General features: G+C 55.2%; 21 protein-coding genes and 1 tRNA gene. 15 read left to right on the top strand and 7 right to left on the bottom strand.

The window, feature by feature from the left end:
• The first annotated feature begins 562 nt into the window (after positions 1 to 562).
• Positions 563 to 1,843 (top strand): 3-keto-disaccharide hydrolase, encoded by a 1,281-nt coding sequence (locus SH248x_RS00110; protein WP_459556474.1) that lies wholly within the window; start codon positions 563 to 565, stop codon positions 1,841 to 1,843.
• A 295-nt stretch (positions 1,844 to 2,138) separates the two neighbouring features.
• Here SH248x_RS00110 and SH248x_RS00105 read toward each other — a convergent pair whose 3' ends face one another.
• A complete protein-coding gene (locus SH248x_RS00105) occupies positions 2,139 to 3,953 on the bottom strand; it encodes an FAD-dependent oxidoreductase (protein ID WP_459556473.1) in 1,815 nt (604 codons plus the stop codon).
• Positions 3,954 to 4,359: 406 nt separating this feature from the next.
• Between SH248x_RS00105 and zwf the strand changes: the two genes are divergently transcribed.
• On the top strand, positions 4,360 to 5,931 hold the full coding sequence (zwf, locus tag SH248x_RS00100; protein ID WP_459556472.1) for a glucose-6-phosphate dehydrogenase: 1,572 nt from the start codon (positions 4,360 to 4,362) through the stop codon (positions 5,929 to 5,931).
• Positions 5,932 to 6,025: 94 nt separating this feature from the next.
• On the opposite strand, the gene SH248x_RS00095 is transcribed toward zwf, so the two are convergent.
• The 3 genes from SH248x_RS00095 to bioD all read right to left on the bottom strand — a co-directional run bounded on the left by SH248x_RS00095 (position 6,026) and on the right by bioD (position 9,097).
• The gene (locus tag SH248x_RS00095; RefSeq protein ID WP_459556471.1) at positions 6,026 to 6,445 is read right to left on the bottom strand and encodes a VanZ family protein; all 420 of its coding nucleotides are present in this window, start codon (positions 6,443 to 6,445) and stop codon (positions 6,026 to 6,028) included.
• A 336-nt stretch (positions 6,446 to 6,781) separates the two neighbouring features.
• Positions 6,782 to 8,323 carry a hypothetical protein gene (locus SH248x_RS00090; RefSeq protein WP_459556470.1) on the bottom strand — a complete coding sequence of 514 codons (1,542 nt, stop codon included), beginning with the start codon at positions 8,321 to 8,323 and terminating at the stop codon, positions 6,782 to 6,784.
• A gap of 63 nt (positions 8,324 to 8,386) precedes the next feature.
• Entirely contained in the window at positions 8,387 to 9,097 is a 711-nt protein-coding gene (gene bioD, locus SH248x_RS00085; protein ID WP_459556469.1) for an ATP-dependent dethiobiotin synthetase BioD, read from the bottom strand.
• A 281-nt stretch (positions 9,098 to 9,378) separates the two neighbouring features.
• Here bioD and SH248x_RS00080 point away from each other — a divergent pair, with 281 nt between their 5' ends.
• The 8 genes from SH248x_RS00080 to SH248x_RS00045 all read left to right on the top strand — a co-directional run bounded on the left by SH248x_RS00080 (position 9,379) and on the right by SH248x_RS00045 (position 16,684).
• Entirely contained in the window at positions 9,379 to 10,320 is a 942-nt protein-coding gene (locus SH248x_RS00080; protein WP_459556468.1) for an alpha/beta hydrolase family protein, read from the top strand.
• Positions 10,321 to 10,558: 238 nt separating this feature from the next.
• Positions 10,559 to 11,416, top strand: a complete 858-nt coding sequence (locus SH248x_RS00075) for an undecaprenyl diphosphate synthase family protein (protein ID WP_459556467.1) — start codon at positions 10,559 to 10,561, stop codon at positions 11,414 to 11,416.
• The gene (locus SH248x_RS00070; RefSeq protein ID WP_459556466.1) at positions 11,413 to 12,381 is read left to right on the top strand and encodes a phosphatidate cytidylyltransferase; all 969 of its coding nucleotides are present in this window, start codon (positions 11,413 to 11,415) and stop codon (positions 12,379 to 12,381) included. The genes SH248x_RS00075 and SH248x_RS00070 overlap by 4 nt, the downstream gene beginning before the upstream one ends.
• Positions 12,382 to 12,615: 234 nt before the next feature.
• Complete coding sequence (gene ypfJ / locus SH248x_RS00065; RefSeq protein WP_459556465.1) at positions 12,616 to 13,494, top strand: neutral zinc metallopeptidase; 879 nt, start codon at positions 12,616 to 12,618, stop codon at positions 13,492 to 13,494.
• Between the two features lie 126 nt (positions 13,495 to 13,620).
• A complete protein-coding gene (moaC, locus tag SH248x_RS00060; RefSeq protein ID WP_459556464.1) occupies positions 13,621 to 14,097 on the top strand; it encodes a cyclic pyranopterin monophosphate synthase in 477 nt (158 codons plus the stop codon).
• A gap of 247 nt (positions 14,098 to 14,344) precedes the next feature.
• Positions 14,345 to 15,337, top strand: a complete 993-nt coding sequence (locus tag SH248x_RS00055; RefSeq protein ID WP_459556463.1) for a polyprenyl synthetase family protein — start codon at positions 14,345 to 14,347, stop codon at positions 15,335 to 15,337.
• A gap of 26 nt (positions 15,338 to 15,363) precedes the next feature.
• A complete protein-coding gene (locus SH248x_RS00050) occupies positions 15,364 to 15,753 on the top strand; it encodes a cytochrome C oxidase subunit IV family protein (RefSeq protein ID WP_459556462.1) in 390 nt (129 codons plus the stop codon).
• Positions 15,754 to 15,757: 4 nt separating this feature from the next.
• Positions 15,758 to 16,684 carry an ABC transporter ATP-binding protein gene (locus tag SH248x_RS00045; protein WP_459556461.1) on the top strand — a complete coding sequence of 309 codons (927 nt, stop codon included), beginning with the start codon at positions 15,758 to 15,760 and terminating at the stop codon, positions 16,682 to 16,684.
• Between the two features lie 227 nt (positions 16,685 to 16,911).
• Here SH248x_RS00045 and SH248x_RS00040 read toward each other — a convergent pair.
• Positions 16,912 to 16,995: transfer RNA gene (locus SH248x_RS00040), tRNA-Leu, on the bottom strand.
• Between the two features lie 166 nt (positions 16,996 to 17,161).
• Here SH248x_RS00040 and SH248x_RS00035 point away from each other — a divergent pair.
• Positions 17,162 to 17,614 (top strand): hypothetical protein, encoded by a 453-nt coding sequence (locus tag SH248x_RS00035; RefSeq protein ID WP_459556460.1) that lies wholly within the window; start codon positions 17,162 to 17,164, stop codon positions 17,612 to 17,614.
• Here the strand turns inward: SH248x_RS00035 and mobA are convergent.
• The gene (gene mobA / locus SH248x_RS00030; RefSeq protein WP_459556459.1) at positions 17,611 to 18,213 is read right to left on the bottom strand and encodes a molybdenum cofactor guanylyltransferase; all 603 of its coding nucleotides are present in this window, start codon (positions 18,211 to 18,213) and stop codon (positions 17,611 to 17,613) included. The genes SH248x_RS00035 and mobA overlap by 4 nt on opposite strands.
• A 154-nt stretch (positions 18,214 to 18,367) precedes the next feature.
• Between mobA and SH248x_RS00025 the strand changes: the two genes are divergently transcribed.
• The 4 genes from SH248x_RS00025 to SH248x_RS00010 all read left to right on the top strand — a co-directional run bounded on the left by SH248x_RS00025 (position 18,368) and on the right by SH248x_RS00010 (position 23,698).
• Positions 18,368 to 18,796, top strand: coding sequence for a YkgJ family cysteine cluster protein (locus SH248x_RS00025; RefSeq protein WP_459556458.1), 429 nt, complete (start codon positions 18,368 to 18,370; stop codon positions 18,794 to 18,796).
• Positions 18,797 to 18,892: 96 nt separating this feature from the next.
• A complete protein-coding gene (locus SH248x_RS00020; protein WP_459556457.1) occupies positions 18,893 to 19,351 on the top strand; it encodes a hypothetical protein in 459 nt (152 codons plus the stop codon).
• Positions 19,352 to 19,652: 301 nt separating this feature from the next.
• On the top strand, positions 19,653 to 20,180 hold the full coding sequence (locus tag SH248x_RS00015) for an HU family DNA-binding protein (protein WP_459556456.1): 528 nt from the start codon (positions 19,653 to 19,655) through the stop codon (positions 20,178 to 20,180).
• Positions 20,181 to 21,196: 1,016 nt separating this feature from the next.
• On the top strand, positions 21,197 to 23,698 hold the full coding sequence (locus SH248x_RS00010) for a tetratricopeptide repeat protein (protein ID WP_459556455.1): 2,502 nt from the start codon (positions 21,197 to 21,199) through the stop codon (positions 23,696 to 23,698).
• A 115-nt stretch (positions 23,699 to 23,813) separates the two neighbouring features.
• Here the strand turns inward: SH248x_RS00010 and dnaA are convergent, their stop codons facing one another.
• Positions 23,814 to 25,319, bottom strand: a complete 1,506-nt coding sequence (gene dnaA, locus SH248x_RS00005; RefSeq protein WP_459556454.1) for a chromosomal replication initiator protein DnaA — start codon at positions 25,317 to 25,319, stop codon at positions 23,814 to 23,816.

Below are 25,319 nucleotides of genomic sequence, written 5' to 3'. Positions count from 1 at the left end.
TGCAAGTCTTACTGCCGGGGGCTGCGCGAGAGAGGAGTTGGGAGTGAGTCGAGAGGAGAAAGAAGGGGCTGAGCTGAATGGTTTTTTGTCGAGTTTCCCGTCGGGGTGCCACTGGCTGTGCCAGTGCCGAATGGTTATTGATGCTATCCCTGCCGTCGTCGACATTTTGAGGGGACTTTCCACGATTACTTGATAATCATCACGCTTTGGAACTGAAGAACACTGGCATAGCCAGTGGCACCCGGCGCGACAGGAGAGCGATATTCGGAAGATTTCTGGTGGCCCAGCCGTTCATGGCTGGGTGACAAAGTCACAAGAGACGACTCCATACGCATTCATTTCGATTTGACGTGGTGACGTCAACAGCTTCCGTATGGCGACGCTTCTTGTCGGCTTCGCCGATCCAGCCATGAACGGCTGGACCACCCGGTTGTAGGGATCATCCGAGTTCTTGAATTTTGCATTAGCCCAGAATCTCGGGTTTTGCTGGACGTTCTTGTCTTCCGAGATTATCGTGGCAGGTGTTGATATTTGCCCATTTTAACTGCGCCGGGTTTTTGACATGACATTCTTTGGGTTTGCGACGCGTTCTTTTGTGACTGCCTGCACTTTTGCGCTGATTGCCTTGCCTGCGGTGGCTCAGCAGAAGCCCGCCTCCAAGCCAAAGCCCCCAGCTTACCTGGATGTCGAGAAAGCCCCGTCGACCTACTGGCTGCAGGGAGAATACTTCGGCAGTGCTAAACTGAAGTCCTCTGCGCCGATGACGCGATTCGGACTGCAGGTCATTGATAAAGGTAAGGCAGATTTTGAAGCCGTCCTGTATCAAGGGGGCCTGCCCGGAGAAGGTTGGGATAAGAAGGATCCGGTACGACTGAAAGCGACGCCCGCTGACGGGATCGTTGTCTTTGTCAGTGATGATTACACGCTGAGCGTCGATGGGACGACCGCGACTGTCGAGCCAGTTGTTTCTGCGTCGGCGGTCAAGAAGCCGCTGTGGGGATCGCTGGAAAAGGTGCAGCGACTCAGCCCGACGCTGGGGCTCAAGCCCCCTGCCAAAGCGCAGATCCTCTTCAACGGCTCCAAGACCGATCTCTGGAAAGATGCCAAGACCGAAGGCGACCTCCTTAAAGAAGGAGCCATGACCAGAAACGAATACCAGGACTTCCGCATGCACCTCGAGTTCCAGCTGGCGTTTAAGCCAGACGGGATCGATCAGGATCGTGGGAATAGCGGCGTCTATATTCAACGTCGTTACGAACTGCAGATTCTCGATTCGTTTGGACGCCAGATGCAGTTCAACGACATCGGGTCGATCTATCGTCAGCAGCAGCCGGAACTCAACATGGCGCTGCCGCCGTTGAGCTGGCAGACCTATGACATCTGGTTTCGTGCGGCCCGCTTCGATGCAGAAGGGAAGAAGACGGAGAACGCCCGCATCACTGTCTGGTTAAACGGGGTGCCGATTCACAGTGATTATGAGATCATCGCGAAGACGGGTGCTGGTCAAAAAGAAGCGCCGAACCCGATGCCGATCAACCTGCAGGACCACCAGAACCCGGTCCGTTTCCGCAATATCTGGGTTATTGAAGGGGATATCAAGCCCCCTGCTCCGCTGACCGCACCGAAACCTGCACCGAGCAGTTCGATTGCTCAAGGGGGTTCGTACGGTGGTCAACGTGGTGTGATCTCCAGCGCCCCGACGATGAACTACCAGCCCCAGATTATTCATTGGGGGCCGTATGCGATGCCGATGGAAGGCTATTATGGCATGGGGCAACCAGGTTGGGTTCCGCCGCCGGTGAAGCCGATGGTTGGGTATGAAGGTTGGCCGGTTTACGATTGAAAGATGGGAATCGGCATTCGTTCGGGAGGGCGAGGCTCCGTCCGAGCCGCTTACGCTCATGGCGACGGGTCATCAGCGAATCGATGATCATTGATTGTGTGGCGAGGATGGGTGAGCTGTGAAAATGGACGTTTAGTGCGCGCTTGCACGGCTGACACAGCCGTGGCACACGTTGAGGCCAGCAAGGTCTTGCGCGCGGTTGGAGTTTCGCAATGCAAAGAAGCGGCTCGGACGGAGCCTCGCCCTCCCGGTGACGGCGGCGAGACATTTTTAGAGACCAATTCAAATGCTGAGCTTATGGCTGAAACGCGGTGCGGATGAAGTCGCCGCGGGTTTGGGGGGCTTGGGGGATGGCGATTTTGGCGTTGTTGGCGATCGTCATCCAGCGATTGCGGAGATCGTCGGTGAGGGGTTCGTCGAGTTTGGCTTCGTGACCGGGGGCGGCTTCGGAGTATTGGCCGTGGAGGGTTTTGCCACGAGGGTCGGCAGGGGCTGGTTCGATGCCGTGAAAGCCGCCTAGACTTCCCCACCACTGGACGGCTTGGAAATCGGGATGGCCGGGGCGGACGTCGCTGACGTAGATCGTGGCGCTGTCGGCGGTGTGAAGGCGGCGTTGCAGTTGCACGATGTTGACATCTTGTACGGGCAGTTTGTTTTGATCGGCCAGCGCAGCGGCGTGTCCGGCTGCTTGTCCCAGGGACATCCAGATGGGTTCCAGTCGCAGGGCGCAGAAGCCGACGTGTGAGGAACTGACGGCTCCGCAGACGAGGAGGTTGTCGACGTCTTTGGGGAGCAGGACGCCATAGGGGATCTGGTATGGCGGAACTTTCTTATAGAACTCGCCGACGTGTTTGCCGTCGAAGCGACCGCCTTCATGGGCGGTGCCGTGGCAGTTGTTGCCGTAGTCGCCCATGGCGATCGAGGTGGGGTGGAAGACGGCGCGGGCATCGCCGGGGATAGCGTCGGAATCCTGTTCTTTATAGGTATGGACGCCGACCATGCGTCGGGCTTCGCGGACATAGAGTTGCTCTGGGATGTGGCCGGTGTCTTTGAATTCGTCGCGACAGAAGCCCCAGCTACGGGCTTCTTCGCGGAACTTTGAAGGGACCGCGTCATCGTTTTGCAAGAAGTAGAGGAGGCCCAGCTGGTCGCTGAGATGTTCCTGATGGATTTCTTCGCGGGTACGGAGATCTGCGACGGGCCATGCTTTATTTTTGCCGGGCAGCGATAAGCGGACCTGGCCTCGGGAGACATCGTTGATGTCATATTTTCCATTGGGGAGCGCGGGGGTCTGGGCTTTGAAAATGCACTTGGAGGGGTAGCCGAAGATTTTCTGAATCGATCCTGATTCGAGATGCTTCACGACGTCAATGAAGTTTTCCCGCTGGTATCCTTTCGGCGGCTGGGGAAGGACGCGGTTGGTTTCGTCCTGGGTCATGATCCAGCGGAAGTTGTAGGCCTGGAGTTGGTCGTCAGGATTCTCGGGGGCGAGGGGTTCGCCGAACTGGTTTTTTGACTCGCGTCCTGTTGTCCAATTTAGAGTCGTCAAGGCCATCAGGTCGCCTTCGTAGCTGGCGTCGATGAAGACGTTGGCGTGGATGATGTCTGCTTTCAGATTGCGACCGCCGAGCATCAGGATGGCGATGTGGCGGCTGGATTCTCGTTTGCCGTTGCCCATTTCGACACCTCTGAGAAGTGCTTTCTTCTCGAGGACAATCGAAGGATGTTCGGCGAGCATTGTTTCGAAGACCATGAGGTTGATCTTGGGTTCGCCGAATGTGCCGTGGAAGGAGGCGAGGTGTTGGGTGGAGCCTTCGCCGTAGGTGGCTTTGTAATAGGATTCGACGCGCTGGGCGAAATTCCAGAAGGCGCCGGTGAGACTTTCGAGAGAGTGAAAGTCGGTATGCGACAAGCCGTTGGTGACGAGGCCGCCGATGCGGTCAGTCGGTTCGACCAGCAGGACTTTGCAGCCATCCTCGGCGGCGGCGATCGCGGCGGCAATCCCGCTGGGGGTTGCTCCATAGATGGCGACGTCGTAATCAGCGGTCTGAGCGAACGTGGTTTGAATCGTCGCGAAAAGTCCGAGCAACAGTCCGAGGAGTCGCGTCATCGTGGGGTGTGTCCTTTGAGAAAATCACATCCATGGTTTGACATAGATTATCCGACTCATCAACGCTTCTCCATCATGACGAGGTCATAGCGCGGATGAAAGTTGTTGAGAGAGGGACCAAGGGTAGACATCATCGGCATGATTCCTCAAACTAGCGGGACGCCGTCGAGGGTTTGACGACTGTAAGGTCTGAAGACTCCTGCCGTCTTAACGGGAGGGCGAGGCTCCGTCCGAGCCGCTGTCCCGCGTTGCAACGATTCGCCAGTTGATAGACTTCATCAGGTGTGCAGGAAAAAGAAAACTTGCGCAGCCATCATGTCTTTTTCACAGTTGAAGTTTCTCAACGCACGCCGTTGCCCTCCCGGTCACGCGATTGATCAAGACACCATTGCCAAAGGCTTCCGATATGTCCGCTCCGAGTCGACGCCAACAGACTTCCAGTTCGCTTGCTGCCCAGAGTGCCACGATTATGATTTTCGGGGCGTCGGGTGACCTGACGGCTCGCAAGCTTCTGCCTGCCCTTTACACACTCTGGAAGACAAGGTTCCTGCCAGACAAATCGCAGATCATCGGCGTGGCTCGTCGCGAGAAGACGGACGACGAGTTCCGCCAGGAGATGTTCGATGCCTGTCAGCAGGCCTCGCGTACGGGAGAGATCTCGGCTGACGAATGGGCGGAGTTCAGCGCGAACCTTTATTACAAGCGAGTCGATCTCGATGATCCCGAGCAGTTTCGAAAACTCAAATCGGATGTGGAAGCACTCGAAGCCAAAGCGGGGCTTTCGGGACGACGTCTGGTTTACATGGCGACTGACCCGAGCCTGTTCCTGCCCTCGGTGACGGCGCTCAGTGAAGCCGGCATGATCCCTGATCAGACCGATCCGAACTGGCTGCGTGTCGTGTTTGAAAAGCCATTCGGGCATGATCTGGAATCAGCGATTGAACTCAGCAGCGGCCTGAAGTCGATGCTGCATGAAGATCAGATCTACCGCATCGATCACTATCTGGGCAAAGAAACGGTTCAGAACATCCTGCTGTTCCGCTTTGGCAATTCGATCTTCGAGCCGCTGCTCAACCGCAACCATGTTGATCACATCGAGATCACGGTGGCCGAGTCGCAGGGGATGGAACGTGGGCGAGGTGGTTATTATGACAAGTCAGGTGCACTGCGTGACGTGCTGCAGAATCACGTCCTGCAGCTGTTGTGTCTGATCGCGATGGAACCCCCTGCTCTGTTCCGTGGGAATGAAATTCGGGACGAAAAGCTGAAGGTTCTGCAGACCCTGTCACCGGGAGCGAGCAAGATTGATGACTGGGCGATCGCGGGTCAATACACGGCTGCAAAAGTTGGCAACGAAGATGCCAAGGGGTATCGCGAGGAAGAGAGGATTCCGCCCGATTCTACGCGAGAGACGTTTGTCGCGATGGAAGTTGCGGTTGATAACTGGCGCTGGTCTGGGGTGCCGTTTTATCTGAGGACGGGGAAGCGGTTGCCCAAGCGGGTCAGTGAAATCGCGATTCAGTTCAAGCATCCGCCGCTGAATTTGTTCACGACGGTCGAGTGTGAAGGGGATATTTGCGAGCTGGTCGAAGCACGTCCCAACATGCTGATCTTCCGGATTCAGCCGCAGGAAGCGATCTCGCTGAAGACGAGCACCAAGCGTCCGGGGATGCAGTACCAGATTCACCCGGTCACGATGGACTTCAAGTACAGCGACGAATTCGTGACAGGTCTGCCGGAGGCCTATGAGCGACTGCTGCTCGATGTCCTGCGAGGGGATTCCACGCTGTTTACACGCAGCGATGAACTCGAAGCGGCGTGGGCGTTTGTTGATCCCGTTCTCAAGCGTTGGGAGACCGAGCCGGACTTCCAGCCGGAGCCGTATGCTGCGGGGACGTGGGGTCCGAAGAAGGCAGAAGAGCTGCTGTCGAAGGATGGTCGCGAGTGGCGTAAGCCGTTGACCGAGAAGAATGGATAACGCGAGAGTTTCGAGAAAGGCGGCCAGTGAGCCGCCTTTTTTGTGCGGTCACTTAGTGCGGTTCGAAGACTCACCGGCACCCTACAGGGACTAATCAGCTGGCTTCGATGGCGGGTTGGGGCATGATGAGTTTTCGTAGGGAACGCACCGTGGCGGTGGCGACGAGGTAGAGGATGATTCCGAGGACGCCGCCAGCCTGATCGGCGGACCAGTCGACGATGTCTGCGACTCGACCGAACCAGGGTTGCGTTGTTTCGTCGATCCCGCCGTAGATCATCGTTGTCAGCAGGACGGTTGGGACGATCGCCCTGAATCGCCAGTTGAGGCAGTGCAGCGTGCTTGCTAAAAGAAATGACAGGACGGCATAGGCAGCGACGTGCATGAACTTGTCGGAGACTTCGACGGACTCAACATATTCGACGGGCATGTGGGTCGCGTACAGGAGGACCATCCAGTAAGTGACGAGCATCGTCAGAAGGGCCCAGAAGCGATTCGACATCATCAGTGATTTCATAAGCAAACCCGAAACACTCTCGTCAGACAAACCGGATGGAGAAAGTCTACTCCATTAAAATATCTGGCGTGGTGCGCTGCCAAGGTGATTCGACAGATTCAACCCCGAATTCACCAGATCCTCACGAAATCCGTTGATGATGCTTTTTCGCAACACGGTTGTTGTGGGGCGTTTCGACGATTCTATTGTTAGCGAGAGATTAGTCGGAGGGGCGGAATGTGGGCACTGTTCAATTCGCAGAGATCCCTCATCCGTCGGCGAAGCGCCGCCACCTTCTCCCCGGGGGAGAAGGGACTCAAAGCTGCTCCCCGGGGGAGAAGGAATGAAAGCCGCGTATTATCGGGAGGCGATTGGCATGGCGGGGTGTTGCACGTCGCTTGGATTGAAATTGACTTCGACGACTGTGGTCACTGCCTGACCTGATTCTGCGGCGATGCCTTTGCGAAGCTGGAGGCGCCAGTGAAACTGGTCCTGGGTGGCTTCGGCGAGTTCGACGGATTCGCAGACGATGGCTGTTTCGTACCATTCGCCGGGAGCAACTTCGGGGAAGTAACCGAAGAGCTGATCCTGTTTGGCCAGAGAAGGATCATTGGCCTTGAGCATCAAAGCGGCTTGCTGGAAGCCGGTTTCGGTGTTCGACATGCCGAGGAACGAGTTGGAACGCAGGACGCCGGGCTGAACAGGATCTGCGACTTTGGTTGTCATCAGACGCTCATCGAGCGGAGCAAAAGTCTGGTCGGCTGAGAGGTTCTCGACTCGGACCCAAAGAGCGAGTTGTGATGCTTTTGAACCGGCATCGCTGGAGAGTTGCTCGACTTTGATCGGGGTGATTTTGACATGGCCGAAGCGTCGACCTTCACCCAGGCTGAGTTGGTGACCGGCGGGCATCGTCGCCTTCTCAGGGACGAGTCGATAGCCGGCCTGGCCGTTGATGCTGGGCACGGGGACATCGGGGAGTGATTCGAGGACATCCGGACGTCCTGTGAAACGCTCGAAGGCGAGATAGCCGCAGACGGTGCTGACCGTGACGGCGTACATGAAGGTCATGGTAAACAGTGAGTAAGAAACGCCGGATCGTTTGCTCGGCGTGTGTTTTCTGAAGGAGCCACGCAGTTCTTCAGCAGAGACCTGTGGAGCAGCAGCAGTCGTCGGTGACTCAGCGGATGTGCGACGCGGCATGGGCTGGCGGTCGTGCGGTGGATTTGTTGTCGAGCCGGGCGCCGCTATCGTAGGGCGATTCACTGGGGCAGCTGGTTTGAGCAGCGATGGGGGGGCTGGATCCTGACTGGCGGTCATACGAGGAACCGTCGGCATGGCTGGCATCGGAGTCGGAGCAGAAACCGGTGCGGGCGGGATGGGACGAGCTGCGACGGGTGCAGGTGCAGCCGGGGCGACTGGTCGTGCGGCTGGCATGACGGGAGGTGCAGCTGGTCGGAATGTTTCGAGCGGTGTCGGTGTCGCAGCCTTTGGAGGGGCTGTTTCGACGGGCTTTGCCGAGAAGAGAGGGCGGATGTCGTCGCCGGGGGTTTGATCCAGAGAGGGGAGAGCTGGCATCTGGAATTTTGGGCGGGCTGGCGTTGGTGCTACTGGAGCATCCAGCGTGACATCATCCACCAGGGAACTGAAGGCAGGCTGTTGTCTGACGACTGGCTCTGGCGCTGGCTTGAACGCGGGAGCTGGTGTTGTAGCCGGTTTCTGGCGAGGGGCGCCTGCCTGGGCTTTGAGCATCTCGACTTTGCGTTTAAGCTCTTCCAGATCGGTCTGATCCTGGAACGAAAACCAGTCGGCTCCTGCGGGCTTATTGCCTGATTCTTCAGAAGCGGAAGCAGATGAACGGAACTCCGTAACGTCATCAAACGAATGTGATTCGCTGGCCATACCTTGCGTCCCTGCAATGGAAAAACTTGAAATCGAAATCACCCTCTCCAGATGGCGGACCCTTCAAAGGCCGGTTCTGGACATCAATTTCATCCAGTCGATTGTCGCAGGATGCCCATTGGGCTGCAACATCATTTCGCTGGCATACGGGATAATCCCGAGGATCGGAACATCGGTTCTGAGAGCGATTTCCTCAGCGTGCATCGTCTCAAGCAGTGTTTCCGGATCGGGTTGTACGGTATTCATGATGATGCCACCGACCTGCAAACCGCGACTCTTTGCCGCTTCGACGGTCAGCAGAGTGTGGTTGATGACGCCGACCTGATTAGGGGCGACGATAATGATCGGGAAGCGAATAATCTCGGCCATATCCGCGAGATTGTGGGCATCGGACAGCGGCGAGAGCAGTCCGCCAGCCCCTTCGAGGACAAGATAATCGACTTGTCCCTGCCAGACTTTCAGTCCGCCAATCAACAGGCGGTCATCGACACGTTTCTGCTCGGCACGGGCGGCAATTGAGGGGGCGTAGGCTGCCAGGAAGCGTTGAGGACAAATCCAGTCCTGCGGGTATTCCTTGGGGAGAGACGTCTTTAGCTCGACGACATCCTGCCAGACGGGCTCACCCTGGGAGTTAAAGGAAGCGCCGCTGCAGACGGGTTTATAGGCCCCGACACGTTCCGTCAGTGCAGCCAGTTGCTGGATAATCAGAGAAGAGACGTACGTCTTCCCGACATCCGTGTCGGTTCCAGTGATGATCAGTCCGTTGAGTTTCATGGGCTTAATCAGGTCGGATCTGCTCTTGGGAAGCCTCAGGAATGAACATTGCGTCCGTTAAGACAGAGAGTTTATACCATCTTGATGGCCACGCTGACCACCGAACGGGCTTTCGGATGTCCTGTCTGGAAAATTACGCTGTGTTCTGACTGGCCGCCTGTGTAGGATGAAGAATGATTGCGGGCCACCCAGTCACCGAAATTTTAAGGTCAATTTGTTGGACGGTCACTGTGTAACGAACGTTGACTGTATCGAAAATCGACGCTGTGAGGAACTCTGCCATGACACCACATCCAAGTCTTCCGATTCTTTCCCGACGAAGTTTTTCGATCGCGATGCTGACGCTCGTGTCAGCCACAGGTCTGAATACGGCGTTCGGGGCCCAACCTCCTGCAGCTCCAGCGGTCGAGCAGAAGCAGTTGACCACTGGCGACGGGTGGCTGATTTCGGTCGAGTATTACAGTCAGCCTGGCATGCAGGATGCGCCGGTGATCATGATTGTCCATGGTGAAAACAGCAATGCCCTGGCCTGGAAAAACGATTACGGAAAGACTCTGCAGGAACTGGGGTATGCCGTTGTGATCGTCGACCTGCGGATGCACGGTAACAGCAAGACGACGGCTAATGGTCAGAAGTTCGACACCACGGATCTGCGTCCCAACCAGTATCCCAATATGGCTGGATTCGATCTGGAAGCGGTCAAGAATTTCCTGCTGGACGAACATCAGAGAAAGAATCTGAACGTCCGAAAGCTTGGGATTATCGCCTCGGACATGAGCGTTCCGATTGCCCTGGCGTTTGCAGAACTTGATTGGAACAAGCTGCCTTATGATGATGCACCGACAGCGATGATGCGAACGCCGCGAGGTCAGGACGTTCACGCCATCGCGATGATTTCTCCGATCATGCAACTCCCGGGCGTGAATGCGAATGTTTCCCTTCGCGGGCTGACCGCCCCAATGCGACAGATTGCGTTCTTCTCTGCCTATGGGACGCAGGATACTGCGACCGTGAAGCAGGCCGAGCGACTTGATAAGGTTTTGCAGGCCCATCAGGAAAACAAGGCTCGGGTTGTTCTCAAGCAGTACGACTCGAATCTGAACGGGGTCGCGCTGGCAACACGGACGCCGCAGTTGAAGAAGGACTTGATCGAGTTCTTCGATAAGAACCTGATGAAGTACGATGTCCTTTGGCAGGACCGACGCTCTCGGCTATCCCGATAGACATCAGACGTCATCTGAGTTCCGTGTGTCTCGTGAATTCAGGCCTACGCGGTCGGAGGTGATGGTGTGCAAAATTGAACTGCTCTGCTTGCTCATCCTTCCCAATTTCTACGGGATCGTTTCTCAAGCTTTACCCTCCTGCCTGGCAACTGCTACACTTCGCGGTGAGAATTGATTTGCTCGTTGAACCGTTTGCTCGTTGAATGTGGCCACAACGCCGCCAGGCAGAATTGATCGCATGTCTCTTTTGGGTTTTGGGGAAAAGCAGAAAGTCGATAGCCCTGCGGCTCCGACGACTGAAGAGCTCGCCGGTCGCGTTGCGCAGATCGATCCGGAACTGCTCCCCCGACACATTGCGATTATCATGGACGGAAACGGTCGCTGGGCGCGTCGACAAGGATGGCCGCGAGTGGAAGGTCACCGTCGCGGGGTACAGTCCGTGCGGATTATTGTTGAAGAAGCAGTCCGGTTAGGGATCGGCCAGCTGACGCTGTATTGTTTTTCGAGCGAAAACTGGAAGCGTCCGAAGACGGAATTCGACTTCCTGATGAGCCTGTTGCGTCACTTCCTGGTTCAAGAGCGCAAGCTGATTGTCGATCAGAATATCCGGTTCTCGACGATCGGGGATGTCGAACAACTTGGGCCGGCCGTGATTCAAGAGGTCGAACTGACTCGACAACTGACGACAAAAAATACCGGCATGAAGCTGTGCTTGGCGCTCAACTATGGCAGTCGCCAAGAGATTGTTTCCGCGATTCGGACGATCGCGACCCGGGTGCAGGCAGGAGAGATTTCTCCCAATGAGATCAACGACGAGACGGTGTCATCTGCTTTGCAGACGGCTGGCATGGTCGATCCCGATTTGCTGATCCGGACGGCGGGTGAAATGAGGATCAGTAACTTCCTGCTGTGGCAGATCAGTTACGCAGAGATTTATGTCACGCAGAAATTCTGGCCGGAGTTTCGAGTGCCAGACTTTCATCAGGCGCTTCTGGAATATGCTGGTCGGGAACGACGCTTTGGTGGACTCAAGGATCAAGCTGCTGCTGTTGAATCGACTTCGTCGCCTGCTGCTGCAAAAAGTGTGACGTCATGACGATTCCTACTGTTCCGATCGCTGACCAGGCGGTGACTGCGTCTGGTCGTCAGTCACGGGGTTTGCTGAAACGAGTCATCGTTTCGATGATTGTGATCGCGATGCTGCTGGTCGTTTTCGCGGCTGACCATGCGATCGGAGTCGCTGCTCCGATTCTGCTGGCGGTCGGGTTGGGGCTGGGATTCGGCTCGACGCGCGAAATGCTCCATCTGTTTCGAGTCAGCGGAATTACAATTCGTCCAACGCTGATTCAATCGCTGGTGGCGGTCTTGATTGCTTCGAACTGGTTCCTCCCGGTGGCCTCGTCGGCAGGGATGGCGACGTTCACGCCGATGGCGAATATCGCCCAGTTGCTGGTGACGTTCTCGGTGGGGGTGATGGCGATCTTCTTTGCATCGACGCACCGCTATCGGGCGCCGGGGCAGAACCTGACGGTCGTCGCGGCGGAGTTGTTGTGTCTGGTTTATGTCGGGCTGTTATTGTCGATCATGGCCCAGTTTCGGTGGGTCATCAGCCCGAACGCTGGCTATCTGATTCTGACGTCCGTCATTATCGCGACGAAGGGGGGCGACATCGGCGCTTATGCCTTCGGACGCATGTTTGGAAAAAACAAGATGACGCCACGTCTCAGTCCTGCCAAAACCTGGTGGGGGTTTCGTGGTGCACTGATCGGTTCGACGCTGTTGTCTGTTTTGTGGCTGTCGCTGGCACCCAAAATGTTTGATCCCACGTGGACGCGGTGCCCCATTCTCTGGTCGGCTGTTTATGGTCTTGTCCTGGGCGTGGTCGGGATTGTGGGTGACCTGTTTGAATCTCTGATCAAACGCGACCTCGGCCAGAAGGATTCCAGCAAACTCATGCCGGGCTTTGGCGGGATTCTGGATATCCTCGACAGTATTATGTATGCCTCGCCAGTTGCGCTGATCTTCTGGCTGTATTTCCCACCGGTTCAGAACTGGGTTTAGAAGACAGAATACGAACCACGGATCAACACGGATCAACACGGATCGACACGGATAAAAACTGTGCTTTAAGCGAAGCAATGCTTGGTCGGCCGTTCATCATGACTTCATCGGTGTGAATCCGTGTTTATCCGTGGTTGCTCTTCTTAAAAATCGCTGAGTTTGCGCGTGCGATGTGACTGGGGGAGTGTCTAAAATCGTCACTCCACAACCATCTCCACTCACAGGACGACACCCATGCGCTGGCAAGGACGACGAGAGAGCTCGAATGTAGACGATCGACGAGGACAACCCGGACAACGCATGGTCGGCGGCGTCGGTGGGGGGATGGGCCTTTTGGTCATGGTCGCGATTCTCTGGTTCAGCGGAGCGGATTTCGGTCAAATCCTGCGTGTCGTCCTGCAGCAGGGACCTGCAGTGGTTCAGCAACAGCAAGGGGGTGAGCATGAAATCACTCCGGAAGAGAACAAGCTGGCCAGTTTTGTGAAAGTCGTTTTTGCTGATACTGAAGATGTCTGGAATAAGGTGTTTCAAGAGCAGCTCAATGAACAGTATCGCGAGCCAACGCTGGTTCTGTTTTCGCAGTCGACGCAGTCTGGTTGCGGATACGCCTCATCGGCAACCGGGCCGTTTTACTGCCCGGCTGATCAGAAAGTTTATATCGACCTGAGCTTTTACAACGAGCTTCAAAACCGGTTTGGTGCGGAAGGGGATTTTGCACAGGCGTATGTTATTGCTCACGAAGTTGGTCACCATGTCCAGCGACTGACTGGCTTCACTGCCAAAGTCGACTCGATGCGTGGCCGGGTGTCCGAAGAGGAGCAGAATCAGTTGTCTGTACGACTGGAACTGCAGGCGGACTTCCTCGCGGGGGTCTGGGCTCATCATGCTCAGCAGATGAAAGACATCCTGGAAAATGGAGATCTGCGAGAAGCGATCAATGCTGCACAAGCGATCGGTGACGACCGTCTGCAAAAGCAGTCACAGGGTTACGTCCAGCCTGATTCCTTTACCCACGGCACGAGTGAACAACGGATGAAGTGGTTTCAAAAGGGGTATGAATCGGGGAACATGAAGGATGGGAATACGTTTGATGTGCCGTATTCGCAGTTGTGAGACTCATGCCTGTCGACTGTGTGCTCCCGTTGTCTACTCTCGCCTGGCGCATTCCCTCATCCGTCGTCGAAGCGCCGACACCTTCTCCCCGGGGGAGAAGGGACAGATTTAGAACGAGTTTTCTTGATGTCTCCATTGACTCATTTTGATGAAACTGGTGCTTCCCGCATGGTGGATGTGGGGGAGAAGGGCGTTACCCAGCGGGTCGCGGTTGCGGAGGCGACGGTGAGGATGCAGGCGGAGACGTTGCTGAAGATTCAGGACAAGGCATTTGCCAAAGGGGATGTCCTGGAAGTGGCCCGACTGGCGGGGATTATGGGGGCCAAGCAGACGTCTCACCTGATTCCACTGTGTCACCCGCTGCCGCTGGAGGGGGTGACAGTTGGGTTTGAGATGACCTCTGAGAGGACGGTCCAGATCACGGCGACGGTGAAGGTGACTGCAAAGACCGGCGTCGAGATGGAGGCATTGACAGCGGTGACGACGGCGGCGCTAACGGTTTACGATATGTGCAAAGCGATTGACCGCGGGATGGAAATCACCGATGTTCGACTTGTCTCGAAATCGGGGGGGAAGTCAGGGGATTTTACGCGTACGACATAATGTACGGCCAATGAACATTTGGTTATGTCTTAACTTTTCTTTGGCTTGGTTTGCCTGTTAATGTTGCCACTCGAATTTCGGTTGATGCAGCAGGATGGAGGATCAACACAAGTTCCTGCATGGACTAGGAAAACGTCGATTGATCGTCTACATTAGCCTGTCATCCTGCGCAGCAGACGAGTATCGGGATGCCTGTTAAGGCGTCTGACAGGCGGGTCGCAAACAACCATTGCCATTTGAGTGAATCATGTCTACATCGACACTTCAGCATGAGCTTTTCGGCCGCATCAGGCATCTGATCGGGGCTGATCTTCTGGAGGTCGAGAAGGTCTTCCATGCGGAACTGAAATCTCAAAACGGATACGTCGAAGATTTGCTGGCTCACGCGGCCCGCTTCACCGGCAAACGGCTCCGCCCGATTCTGTTGCTTCTGACCGCCAAAGCTGTTCGAGACATCAACCCGGCTCACTATACTCTGGCTGCCGTCGTCGAGATGATTCACACCGCGACGCTGGTTCATGATGATGTTCTGGATGAAGCGGAAACTCGTCGACACGTTGCGACCCTGAATAACCGCTGGAACAACGAGACGAGCGTTTTGTTCGGCGATTATCTTTTCACTCACGCGTTTCACCTGGCTGCCTCCCTTGAGACGACGCGAGCCTGCCGCTTGATTGGTCGCTCGACGAATATCGTCTGCGAAGGGGAACTGTCACAGATTCGCAGTCGAGGGAATTTCGATCTGAGCGAAGACGAATATTTCCGCATTATCGATGGCAAGACGGGCGAACTTTGTGCAGTCGCCTGCGAACTTGGTGCCCTCTATGCCGATGGGGCGGATGAAGTCGTCAAAGCGATGACTCAATACGGTCATCTTCTAGGCATGGCGTTTCAGATCGCTGATGACGTGCTGGACATGACCGGGACAGAAGGGGAAACTGGCAAAACGCTGGGAACGGACCTCCAAAAGCAGAAACTCACTCTGCCGCTGATCAGGCTGCTTTCTCAATCAACGCCGGAGCAGGGACAGGTCATTCGCGAGCTTCTTTCTCAGCCGGATGAACAATCGGTCAAGCAGCTGATGACCTATCTTGCGACCAGCGATGCGCTGGAATACACGCAGCAGAAGGCGTTCGAGTTCGCAGCCAACGCCCGTCAGGAGCTTCAAGTGTTGCCTGCCAGCCCGGCCCGCGATATTCTCGAAGAGCTGGCGGATTTCGCCACTCAACGTAATTTCTAAATAATTGCTGCTCGAGACAACGACCAATGACACACACCGAAGCCAGTCCCGCCTTCGACGAACACCATGACTCGGCTAACTATATGCCGATTTTCCTGACGTTGTGTGGTTTGACGCTGGTCTCGGTGGCGGCGGACTTCATTCCGTTTTCAGGATTGAAGGTATTGATTGTCGCGATTGCGATGTCGGTCGCGCTCGCGAAGGCGATTTACGTCATCCTGTACTTCATGCACGTGAAGTTCGAAGGGGGCTGGAAGTATCTCTTGCTGGCTCCGACGATTTCGATGGCGATCCTGCTGCCGATTTCGCTTTACCCGGATCTCTCCACGCAGTATTACGTCAACGATCCGAATCTGCAGGTCACGCCGGACACCACTGCTTCTGACAAGCCGCTGACTGCTCACAGCGGACATTGATTCCATGACAACGACTGCGATCTCCCTGAGCCAAGTTTCCTTTGCCTACGGCAGTCGCACTGCGCTGAGTGAGCTTTCGATCGATGTTCCTGCGGGGAAGCTGTTTGGACTTTTGGGGCCGAATGGATCGGGCAAGACGACATTGTTTCGTCTACTATCAACGCTGCTGCCGTTGCAGGCTGGTGATGTCAGCATTCTCGGTCATGATTTGAAGTCGCAAGCGGATCAGGTGCGTCGGCTGCTGGGGGTTACGTTTCAATCGCCGAGTCTGGACCCTAAGCTGACGGTTGATGAGAACCTGCTGCACCAGTCTCGCCTGTACGGATTGAGTTCGTCACATCGCAAGCAGCGAATCGATGAGGTGCTCAAAGAGCTGGGCATCATTGAACGTCGCAAAGACCGTGTCGAGACGCTGTCTGGCGGGTTGAAGCGACGTGTCGAGATCGCGAAAAGCCTGCTGCATCAGCCCCGGATTTTGCTGTTGGATGAACCTTCGACGGGGCTAGACCCTGCTGCCCGGATTGACCTGTGGCGGTTCCTCGATCTGATTCGTCAAAACGGCGAGACGACGATCATTCTTTCAACACACCTGATGGAAGAAGCAGACCGCTGCGATACACTCGCGCTACTTTCAGAGGGCAAGCTGATCGCAGAGGGGCGTCCGGACGATCTGAAATCGTCGCTGGGGTCCCGATTTATCACGATCAAGTCTGCTGAACTCAGGTCGCTGGCCGATGAGATCAAAACTCGGCTTCAGGTTGAAGTTCGCACGCTGCCGGACGAGCTTCGCATCGAGCATTCCGAGGCGGAAACACTGCTGGCTCCGCTGCTCAATAGCTTTGGCAGTCGCATCACTCAATTGACGCTGGGAACTCCGACGCTGGAAGATGTGTTTATTCAGAAGACGGGATATGAGTTCTGGCGAGCTTGATACCGTAGTTTAAGCCAGCGCGGTCGAAAAAAGTCGTGCCATGCTCACAGCTTTGGGGTGAGCATGCTGCTTCGTTTGATATTGGAGCGTTCAGAACATGCTTGCTCAAAGCTGCAAGCATGTCACTTTGAGAGAAACTCGCTGGATAAGATTCGGCTCGTCTTAGCGGAAAAACTGGCGTCGATAGCGGATGGACGCGATAGAAGCGGTCAGCAGGAGGTCACAAGTGCCCGCGAAAGGATTCGAACCTTCACGAGATTGCTCTCACCAGCCCCTCAAGCTGGCGTGTCTGCCAGTTCCACCACGCGGGCAAAAGTGACATCATGCTGACGGAAGTACGATACTATTTCGTCAGTTCAAAGACAAGCGCCCGACCGGTTGGGTTCGCAAATCCTGTCCTGAAATGGAATTTTGGACGGTCGTACTTATTCTGAGGGTTACTGGCCCTTGTGTAGTCTTCCTGTTTACAATCCTGCCATGGAATCGACACCTGCTCGTACGACGTCTGGCAGCCGCGTAGTTTTGGGGATGTTTGCCCTGGGGCTGGTCTTTGCGCTGGGGCTGTGGATCTACCTGACGATCGCTGCGACGCCGTTTTTGCCGCTGGTCGCGGATCTTTCGGAAACGTTTCCCCAGACGCAGGTCCGGGTTGAGGGTGGGGCCTATAAGAGTCACCTGGAGAATTCGACGAAGAGGCTGCGGGTGCTCATGCGGTCGACGCTGGATTTGAAGGACGATGCCGCCGTGCTGGAGCGGGTCAATGGGATCGCGGAGCGAGTCCGTGCAGTGGGATTTGATCGCGATTACGATGTGCTGGAGATTTTTTTGTATAAGCAGGATCCGTCTTCGTCGGAAAACTACCGAACAGTGAGACGGGGAATGGGAGAGTTCCCGCTGGTGACATTGGAAGAAGTCAAAAAAGAAGGTTAGAGGTCGGCGTTGTCAAGTGCGCGGGCGGTGGCGAGGTCTTCGGGGGTGTTGACATTCAAAAGTGATGTGAACTCTGGATCGAAGGTTTGTAATGCGACCGAGGAAAGAATCGATCTTGAGCAGGTGTCGATGAATCGCATGAGCCGACGTTCCCCGCTGGCGACAAGATCGTTGAGGTGACCGGAGAGTCGAGTCCGGTAGATGGCGGCTAAGGGGATCAGGTGGTCTGCATGGTTGAAGAGGGCCAGGTCGTTGTTTGATAGTTTTTCGTCGAGGAGACGGATCGATTTCGGCCGGAAGAAGGGGAAGTCGCAACCCGTGATGAAGAGCTTTTCAGTACGGGCAGCATAGGACTGGAAGACGGGAGCAAGGGCGACGAGGGGACCTTGATAGTCGCTGTGATCAGTCAGGGTGTCCATGTCGGGAAAAGGTTGGGTGTCATGGACGGACTGGTTGGCAACGATGATGATGCGTTCGAAGTGAGGACGTAACTGACTGACTTTGCGGGCCAGGAGCGTCTCGCCCGGGCGAAATTCCATCGCAGCTTTGGGGCAGCCGAGGCGTTGACCGGCGCCGCCCGCGAGGATCACGGCTGACATCTCTCTTTGACGCCACATGGGGTTGCAGTCGTTAACAGGATTTTGATGTTCGATGAATTCGCCAGGCGACGGGAGTGGCGAGGATCGATATACTAACCGTTTTCGTGATCTGCTGGTTGTGGTTTTGCCTATGTCGTCGTCATCTGAGTCTTTCATGTCAGAAGAGAACGCTGAGCTTCCGTGGTATCATGAAGGTTTGCGCTTTCAATGTACACAATGCGGCAACTGCTGCACCGGATCGCCCGGTGCGGTGTGGGTGAATGATGCTGAGATTCAGGCGATTGCGGATCATTTGAACGAACCCGTTGGCGCGATTCGACTTCTCGCGACCAAGTATCTTAACGGGAAGGTTTCGATCAAAGACTATCCCAACGGAGACTGTTATTACTTTGATCCGAACTCGCGGGGATGCAGGATCTATCCGGTGAGGCCGATTCAGTGTCGGACGTGGCCGTTCTGGGATCGGCATCTGACGTCGGTCGATGCCTGGAATGATGTCGGGAAAGGGTGTCCTGGAATTAATAAGGGCAAGCTGGTCAGTCTGGAAATCATTGAGCAGAACCGCGAGCAGCGTTCGCTGTAAGTTGTTGAGAATGCAGTTGTTGAGATTGCAATAGAAGCGAATTTAAGAAGAATAAGACAGGGGGTTGACACCCCCCGCTCGCCGGGGGAATTGTTGATGACGCCGTTACCTGTGATTGATGAGATCAAGGGCATTTATGACCGGATGCAGGCGGAGATTGCCCGGCATGCGCCGGTGTGTCAGGTGAGTGGGCGATGTTGTCGGTTTCGTGAATATGATCACACGCTTTTCCTGTCGCAACCAGAGCTCGATCTCCTGGTTTCTGAGGGACTTCCGGAGGGGGCAGTCATTGATGATGCCTCCTGCCCGTTTCAAATTAGGGGGCTTTGCACGGCTCGAGAGAAACGCCCACTCGGGTGTCGTGTTTATTTTTGTGACCCGAAGTATGAAATGACAGTCGGGCCAGAGATTGCCGAGCAGTTTACCAATGAGCTGAAAGAGGTTCACCATCTTCATGATCTGACCTGGGATTATCGACCGCTGCATGTGCATCTGACACGGTTCGTTGAAACGCAGTCTCAACAGTCGCCGACAGGTGCAAAAAGTGATGAATGAAGTCGATTCGTTTGCCCCATGAACGTCTTAATTTGTACACGACAAGACCAGTTTAGGGATTGTGGAGCGAATCAGGGAACGATGTGTCAATCAGTGAATTTCCAATTTCGTCGGGTTGACATCGTCGGATTCGCGTGCTTACACTGAGGACGTTAATACTTGTGAATTCACTAGTTGCAGACGAGACTGATTCAAATTGGTATTCTGTCTCGCAGCCATCGAGAACTCTTCGACTGACGATGCGTACAGATTTTGTCGCATTGCCCGCTGAGCCTTCTCAGTCACCTTTGGAGATATCGCTGTGACCAAGAAAGAGATCGTCAAACAGATTTCCGACGAGATGGGCGAGACGCAGCTGAAGGTCAAAGACATCGTCCAGAAGACGTTTGACGCGATCATCAAGACCCTTGTTGAAGATTCTGAGCACCGCATCGAGCTGAGAAACTTTGGTGTCTTTGAAGTCAAGAAACGTGCCGCCCGCAAGGCCCGCAATCCGCGCACTGGTGATCAGGTTTTCGTCGGCTCGAAATTTGTCGTGACATTCAAGCCGGGCAAAGAGATGGAAGAAAAGGTACGCGAGCTCGAGCGAGCTGAAGACGAACGCGTCATGCGAACCCCAGCGTTTGCTGGCCATACTGCGGAACCTGCCTCCTTTACCAATCATGCTCCGGCAACTAACCATGCCCCGGCAATCAGTCACGCCCCGGCAATCAGCCATACTCCGTCCACCAATCATGTTCCGGCGACTGAGCCTGCCCATAGTCCTTATGAAGGCAATGGTTCGTCTGCTCCCGTGACTTCAAACAGCTATGTTCCATCAGCTTCTTAGCCGGATCACTGTTTAGTCGGAACACCGTGGCAAGAATGGCGTTTTTGCCTTAAAGCTAATTGTAATAGGAATTTGCGAAGGCGAACCTCTCGTCAGGGGTTCGCCTTTTTCGCTGCGCGATAGGAAAAATATTTTCTCCCTACGTGCCATGCTTGCGGCGGCTTTGAGTAAGCATGTTCTGAACGCTCCAACGTCAAACGAAGCAGCATGCTCACCCAAAGCTGCTGTCTTTTATACACAAGTTGGGAACCACAAATCCTTGGGCCTCGAAGTACGACTAATGCCCAATATCTTGTGGTTGACACAGGGGACCAAGTATGTCGGGTGCCCTGTTCACAGACTTGTGTATAAAAGACAGCCCCAAAGCTGTGAGCATGGCACGACTTTTGGAGACCGCGCTATTTCAAGTTGCGTTTGGTAAAAGAATATTCTTCCGGCCTCGGCGTGCTCTGCGTTCCAGTCTCTCTTTCGGCAGTGCGCAGAATAAAAGACGCCGAGTGAGCGAAGTCACTCGGCGTCTTTAGACAGAGTTGGACAGCTCCCTGGGGGAGTGTCCCGCAGTCACTTGGGGAAACGCTTCGCCACCTCTAGCGTCACGAATCCCATCTCTCTCATTCACCGAGAGCGTTTAATAGCGAACGTGGTGCCAAAGCCTGAAAAACCGCAAAGAGGGCCTGTTTTGACGGCCTCGTCGTCACATTGGGGGACATACGAATTCAGGCGAGAGTATGGCTTTGCAATTCTTACTTGTAAAACGTGCCATGATGGCAACAACCATTATCAAAGTTACAACGATTCGGCCTGTTGTCAGCCTCAGCGCTTAAGAGCTATCGACCTTCGGCTGGCTCGGTTTTATAACCCCGCCCACCTTTCTGAAAAGCGGAGACGCGTTTCCTACCTTGCGCGTTGTGGCGGGCCCATCTTTTCGTCACGCAACTCCCGCTCTTCATTTTAACGTTCCACGAGTCACGCTCGTGGTGCGTTCCTGTCTTCTCTCCGACAAGCGAGCCTCCTCAATGCTCAATTCCAATCGACGCACGTTGGCCCATTCACGGCTGATTCGTTTAGCCGTCGCGGTCGCCCTGGCAGGTTCGGCAGGATGCCAGACCTCAGGGATGCAGTCTGCGTTCAACCAGAAGCAGATGCAACAACGCGCAGACTCTCAGCAGAAAATGGCTTTCAACGGGACGCCGGGTTCTACACCGGTTGCGAAAGACAAAACTGTCTCAGCCGTTCAGATCGTTCAGGAAAAGCTCACCTCTGCTGAGGCTCACCTCGCCAAGGGTGACTTTGGTGCCGCTCAGCAGGATTACGAAGTCGTTCTCAGCTATCGTCCTGATCATGCTGATGCCAATCATGGCCTGGCGATCATTGCGGATCAGCAGGGGCAATATCAGCTCGCCGAACAGTATTACAAGACAGCGTTGCGCTACGACCCGAACAACGTCGATCTCCTGGCCAACCTTGGCTATAGCTATCTGCTGCAGAAGAAATACGCGCAGAGCGAAGACTATCTGCGAACTGCCCTCGAGAAAGATCCTCAGCACCGCAAAGCATCGATCAATCTTGGTGACATGTACGCCCAGGTGGGTGACGAAGATCGCGCGATCGCGATGTATCGGAATGTCTCCAGTGAAGCGGATGCTCGCGCTCAGTTGAACAAAGTCCTTGGTGGCAAGACTGCCAGTCCGTTCCAGTTGGCCTCCAAAGGGGGCAAGAGCCCGAACAAGCAGACCCAGCAGATTCTCGATGACATGGCTGCCGCCCGTGAACGGGATATCGCTCGTGGAAAAACCAATCAGCGGGATGCTCAGCGATACAACCAGACTCATCAGGCACAGATGGTGGCTCAGTCGATTGATGACAATCGACTCAAGCAGCAGTTGATGGCGATTGATCAAGATGACATGCAGCGGAATGTGCCATCGCGAAATATGGATTCGAATCCTTCCTATGATTCGATGAATACGCAACTCGCACAAAATCCGCCGATCAGCGCACCGGATCCTCGCGGGATGCAGGGGCAATATCATCCGCAGAACTTTCAACAGGATCAACGTCTCCCACGTCCTGAGCCGATGCAGCCTTATCAGCCCAATCAGCAACTGGATCAACAGTATGCTGGCAATATGGGTTCGCAACAGCAATTCAGCCAGCCGAATCATGGGGGCTTCCAAAACGGGGGCTTCCAGAACAGCGGCATGCCGAATGGTGGTTTTCAGAATGCGGACTATCAGCAGTCGGCCGGCATGATGCAGAACCGGGTTGAACAGACCAACGGTTACGTCGGTCAGAACATGCCGTCGCAGAATCCGCCGTCACAAAACAATCGATCGAATCCGTTCTCGACTCCCTGGAACGTCGAGAACAATCCATCGTCCATGAATCAACAACAGCCGACGATGCAGTCGCAGCAACAACGACCTCAGGACCGTTCGATGTCTTCCCCATCGGAAAATCCGATGAATGGTCAGCGAACTCCGTATCCGCCCTCAATGGGATCACCGTCTGTGCAGTCGCAGCCAATGCCATCCAACCAGTCTTCGGCATCCATGAATGCCTTTGACGCTGCTCAAGCCAAAGCGATGCAGATGGGGATGAATGCCGGCGGCGGTCAGATGTTCCCTGTCGACAGTTCTGCCAATACGCAGAATCCGCCGCAAGGTTTTCTGGGACAACCGTCTTCGTTTTCGAACAATCCGAATGCGATGATGAATCCTTCTACGAACGCCGCCGCTCCACAGTCGACAAGTCGCTCGCTGCCGGGGAGTGATTCGTTCCTGGGCGGGAATATGCCGAATAACTGGAACCGTCAGGCTCCGGATATGAATAGTCAGTTTCAGCAGAACGACATGATGCAGCAGGCTGTCCATACGCAATACAAATCAGCGGATGGAAATCTGGTCCCGTCGCAGAACAACAACGGTATTCAGCAACTCGGCGGAACGATGCCTTCTCAGCCTGCGTTCCAGAATGATCCTTATCAGCAGCAGGCAGCCCAGCATCAGCGTGAATATCAGCAGATGTATCAGCAGTCTGCCCTCTCGCCGCAGTTCAATCATCAGCCAAGTTCACAGCAGGTCGTGACTCCTTCGATGACGAGCTCGGGTTACAATGGTCAATCCGGTTCACAGGATGGACAGGGGACGATGTCGTGGCAGGATCACATGTATCGTCAACGCGGCGGTGGTTCTCCGACACAACCTGAGGAGCCGATGAACAACTCCAGCCAGGCTCCGAACATTCGCAGCCAGGGGATGACACCTCAGCAGACCAGTAACATGCAGCAAAGCCTGCCTCAGTGGAATCCCCAACGACAGGGTGGAAGTGCACTGCAACAGACTGGCAACCTGCCACAATGGAATCCCAATCAGGGGAATCCGCAAAGCGGGACTGGCAATTACGCCCCGAATAACTCCAGGATGACGCAGCCGAACTCTGGCTATCAGACCGGCCAGCAGACTTCGAACACGCAGCTGCCTGTCATTTCGCCGAGCGGGAGCACGCAGCGTTACTAAATCACTTCGTGTGACGGCGGTCTTCCCAACCGCCTGACAACAAAAAAGGAGAAGCGTCACCCCCCGGTCGCTTCTCCTTTTTGTTTTTACCAGACGTTACGTTTGGGCTGCGACCTCAAACCACCATCAGCTGCTGCTCGATATTGCTCAGCAGGTCACTGATCGCCCACATTTGTGTGGCGACTGGAAACTGCTCGTCCCGCTTGATCCACTCGCGGACCTTGCGTTCTGCCGTGACGACGGTCGAGTGATTGCGACCGCCAAAGTGGGTGCCGATCTCGTTGAAGGAGACCTTCAGGAGATGGCGCGACAGGTACATCGCGATCATGCGTGCCTGACAGACCTGACGAGCCCGGCTGGCGGACTTCATCGTCGCGACATCCAGGCCGAACATTTCTGAGACAGCCTGTTCGATATCGCTCAGACGGATGATACGTGTGCTGTCTCGCAACAGTTCCGAGAGAACCTGCTTGGCGGCTGACAGTGACAGTGGTGAGCCTTGCATCAGCGAATGAGCGTGGAGCGAGTTGATCGCCCCCTGCAGTTCGCGGAAGGTTCGGTGGAAACGCTTGCTGACGAAATCGATGACGGGCTCCGACAGGTCGAAGTTGAGCTTCAGACAGAGTCCTTGCGCGATTTGCTTGAGCGTTCCAAAATCAGGGGCCTGAAGCTTCGTGAAGACACCAGATATCAGCCGATTGCATAGTTCTTCCGAGAACCCCGGCAGCATCCGTGCATGTCGATCCGCGCTGACGATGAGCTTCAGACCCCGTTGTTCCAACGTGCGAATGGTGTTAAGCAACTCCTGTTGAAAGTTGTTTTTACCGATCAGGAAATCAATGTCATCAATGATGAGGATATCGATCTGACGGAACTTGCTGCGGAAGGATGCGAGCGCCTTGGACTGCAACGCGATGGCATACTGATTTCCGAAGTCTTCAGCCGTCAGGTAGAGAACCTTGAGTTCAGGATGATGCTTCGTGATTTCAGCGTAAATCGATTGCAGGAGCGCGGTCTTACCGGTCCCGATCGTGCCCGCGACGTACAGCGTGCTGAAGTCTTCGAGCGGCTGTGACGCGATATTACGAGCGGTCGTATACGCCAGCTTGTTGCACGGTCCGACGATGAAGTCATCGAACTGGAACAGACGACGTGGACGCGAGCCGTTCGCACGGGTCGTGCGAGTGGGACTGGTCAGGTTACGACTGATATCCGTGCTGATGTCACGAGACGTTTGAGGGCGTGCATCGAGCTTCTTGATGGAAGTCGATTTCGGTGATGCCACGGGAGTGACAGCCGTCACGTTCTCAACCTTCGTTTGAAGGCCAGCCAGATTCGCATCGATGGCGAACTCCACCGTGACTCGACGGCCGAGGATCGGCTGCGCGAGTTGCTCGATGACTTTGCGGTACTGTTTGGAGACCCAGCCCAGAAGGATCTGGTGTGCCACGCAAACCGTCAGCTGATCACCATCGAGTTTCCAGACAGTCTTATCGAACCACTGCTGGTAACGGTGAGCACCGATGTGCTCGGAGAGCTGGGCCTGGATCAGCGCGGTGAGAGCCTCAATTGGAAGAGACTCATTGGGGAGAGAATTGCCGGGGAGAGATTGTTCGGGCAT

Source organism: Lacunimicrobium album, from assembly GCF_052161635.1.
Taxonomy (GTDB): domain Bacteria; phylum Planctomycetota; class Planctomycetia; order Planctomycetales; family Planctomycetaceae; genus SXPC01.
The sequence above is the reverse complement of the archived record's forward strand: the minus strand, read 5'-3'. Positions and strand labels throughout refer to the sequence as shown.

What these genes read in the sequence shown, in the direction of transcription:
- SH248x_RS00110 (WP_459556474.1), top strand. Translation starts at nt 563, where the DNA reads ATGACATTCTTTGGGTTTGCGACGCGTTCTTTTGTGACTGCCTGCACT.
- SH248x_RS00105 (WP_459556473.1), bottom strand. Translation starts at nt 3,953, where the DNA reads ATGACGCGACTCCTCGGACTGTTGCTCGGACTTTTCGCGACGATTCAA.
- zwf (WP_459556472.1), top strand. Translation starts at nt 4,360, where the DNA reads ATGTCCGCTCCGAGTCGACGCCAACAGACTTCCAGTTCGCTTGCTGCC.
- SH248x_RS00095 (WP_459556471.1), bottom strand. Translation starts at nt 6,445, where the DNA reads ATGAAATCACTGATGATGTCGAATCGCTTCTGGGCCCTTCTGACGATG.
- SH248x_RS00090 (WP_459556470.1), bottom strand. Translation starts at nt 8,323, where the DNA reads ATGGCCAGCGAATCACATTCGTTTGATGACGTTACGGAGTTCCGTTCA.
- bioD (WP_459556469.1), bottom strand. Translation starts at nt 9,097, where the DNA reads ATGAAACTCAACGGACTGATCATCACTGGAACCGACACGGATGTCGGG.
- SH248x_RS00080 (WP_459556468.1), top strand. Translation starts at nt 9,379, where the DNA reads ATGACACCACATCCAAGTCTTCCGATTCTTTCCCGACGAAGTTTTTCG.
- SH248x_RS00075 (WP_459556467.1), top strand. Translation starts at nt 10,559, where the DNA reads ATGTCTCTTTTGGGTTTTGGGGAAAAGCAGAAAGTCGATAGCCCTGCG.
- SH248x_RS00070 (WP_459556466.1), top strand. Translation starts at nt 11,413, where the DNA reads ATGACGATTCCTACTGTTCCGATCGCTGACCAGGCGGTGACTGCGTCT.
- ypfJ (WP_459556465.1), top strand. Translation starts at nt 12,616, where the DNA reads ATGCGCTGGCAAGGACGACGAGAGAGCTCGAATGTAGACGATCGACGA.
- moaC (WP_459556464.1), top strand. Translation starts at nt 13,621, where the DNA reads ATGTCTCCATTGACTCATTTTGATGAAACTGGTGCTTCCCGCATGGTG.
- SH248x_RS00055 (WP_459556463.1), top strand. Translation starts at nt 14,345, where the DNA reads ATGTCTACATCGACACTTCAGCATGAGCTTTTCGGCCGCATCAGGCAT.
- SH248x_RS00050 (WP_459556462.1), top strand. Translation starts at nt 15,364, where the DNA reads ATGACACACACCGAAGCCAGTCCCGCCTTCGACGAACACCATGACTCG.
- SH248x_RS00045 (WP_459556461.1), top strand. Translation starts at nt 15,758, where the DNA reads ATGACAACGACTGCGATCTCCCTGAGCCAAGTTTCCTTTGCCTACGGC.
- SH248x_RS00035 (WP_459556460.1), top strand. Translation starts at nt 17,162, where the DNA reads ATGGAATCGACACCTGCTCGTACGACGTCTGGCAGCCGCGTAGTTTTG.
- mobA (WP_459556459.1), bottom strand. Translation starts at nt 18,213, where the DNA reads ATGTCAGCCGTGATCCTCGCGGGCGGCGCCGGTCAACGCCTCGGCTGC.
- SH248x_RS00025 (WP_459556458.1), top strand. Translation starts at nt 18,368, where the DNA reads ATGTCAGAAGAGAACGCTGAGCTTCCGTGGTATCATGAAGGTTTGCGC.
- SH248x_RS00020 (WP_459556457.1), top strand. Translation starts at nt 18,893, where the DNA reads ATGACGCCGTTACCTGTGATTGATGAGATCAAGGGCATTTATGACCGG.
- SH248x_RS00010 (WP_459556455.1), top strand. Translation starts at nt 21,197, where the DNA reads ATGCTCAATTCCAATCGACGCACGTTGGCCCATTCACGGCTGATTCGT.
- dnaA (WP_459556454.1), bottom strand. Translation starts at nt 25,319, where the DNA reads ATGCCCGAACAATCTCTCCCCGGCAATTCTCTCCCCAATGAGTCTCTT.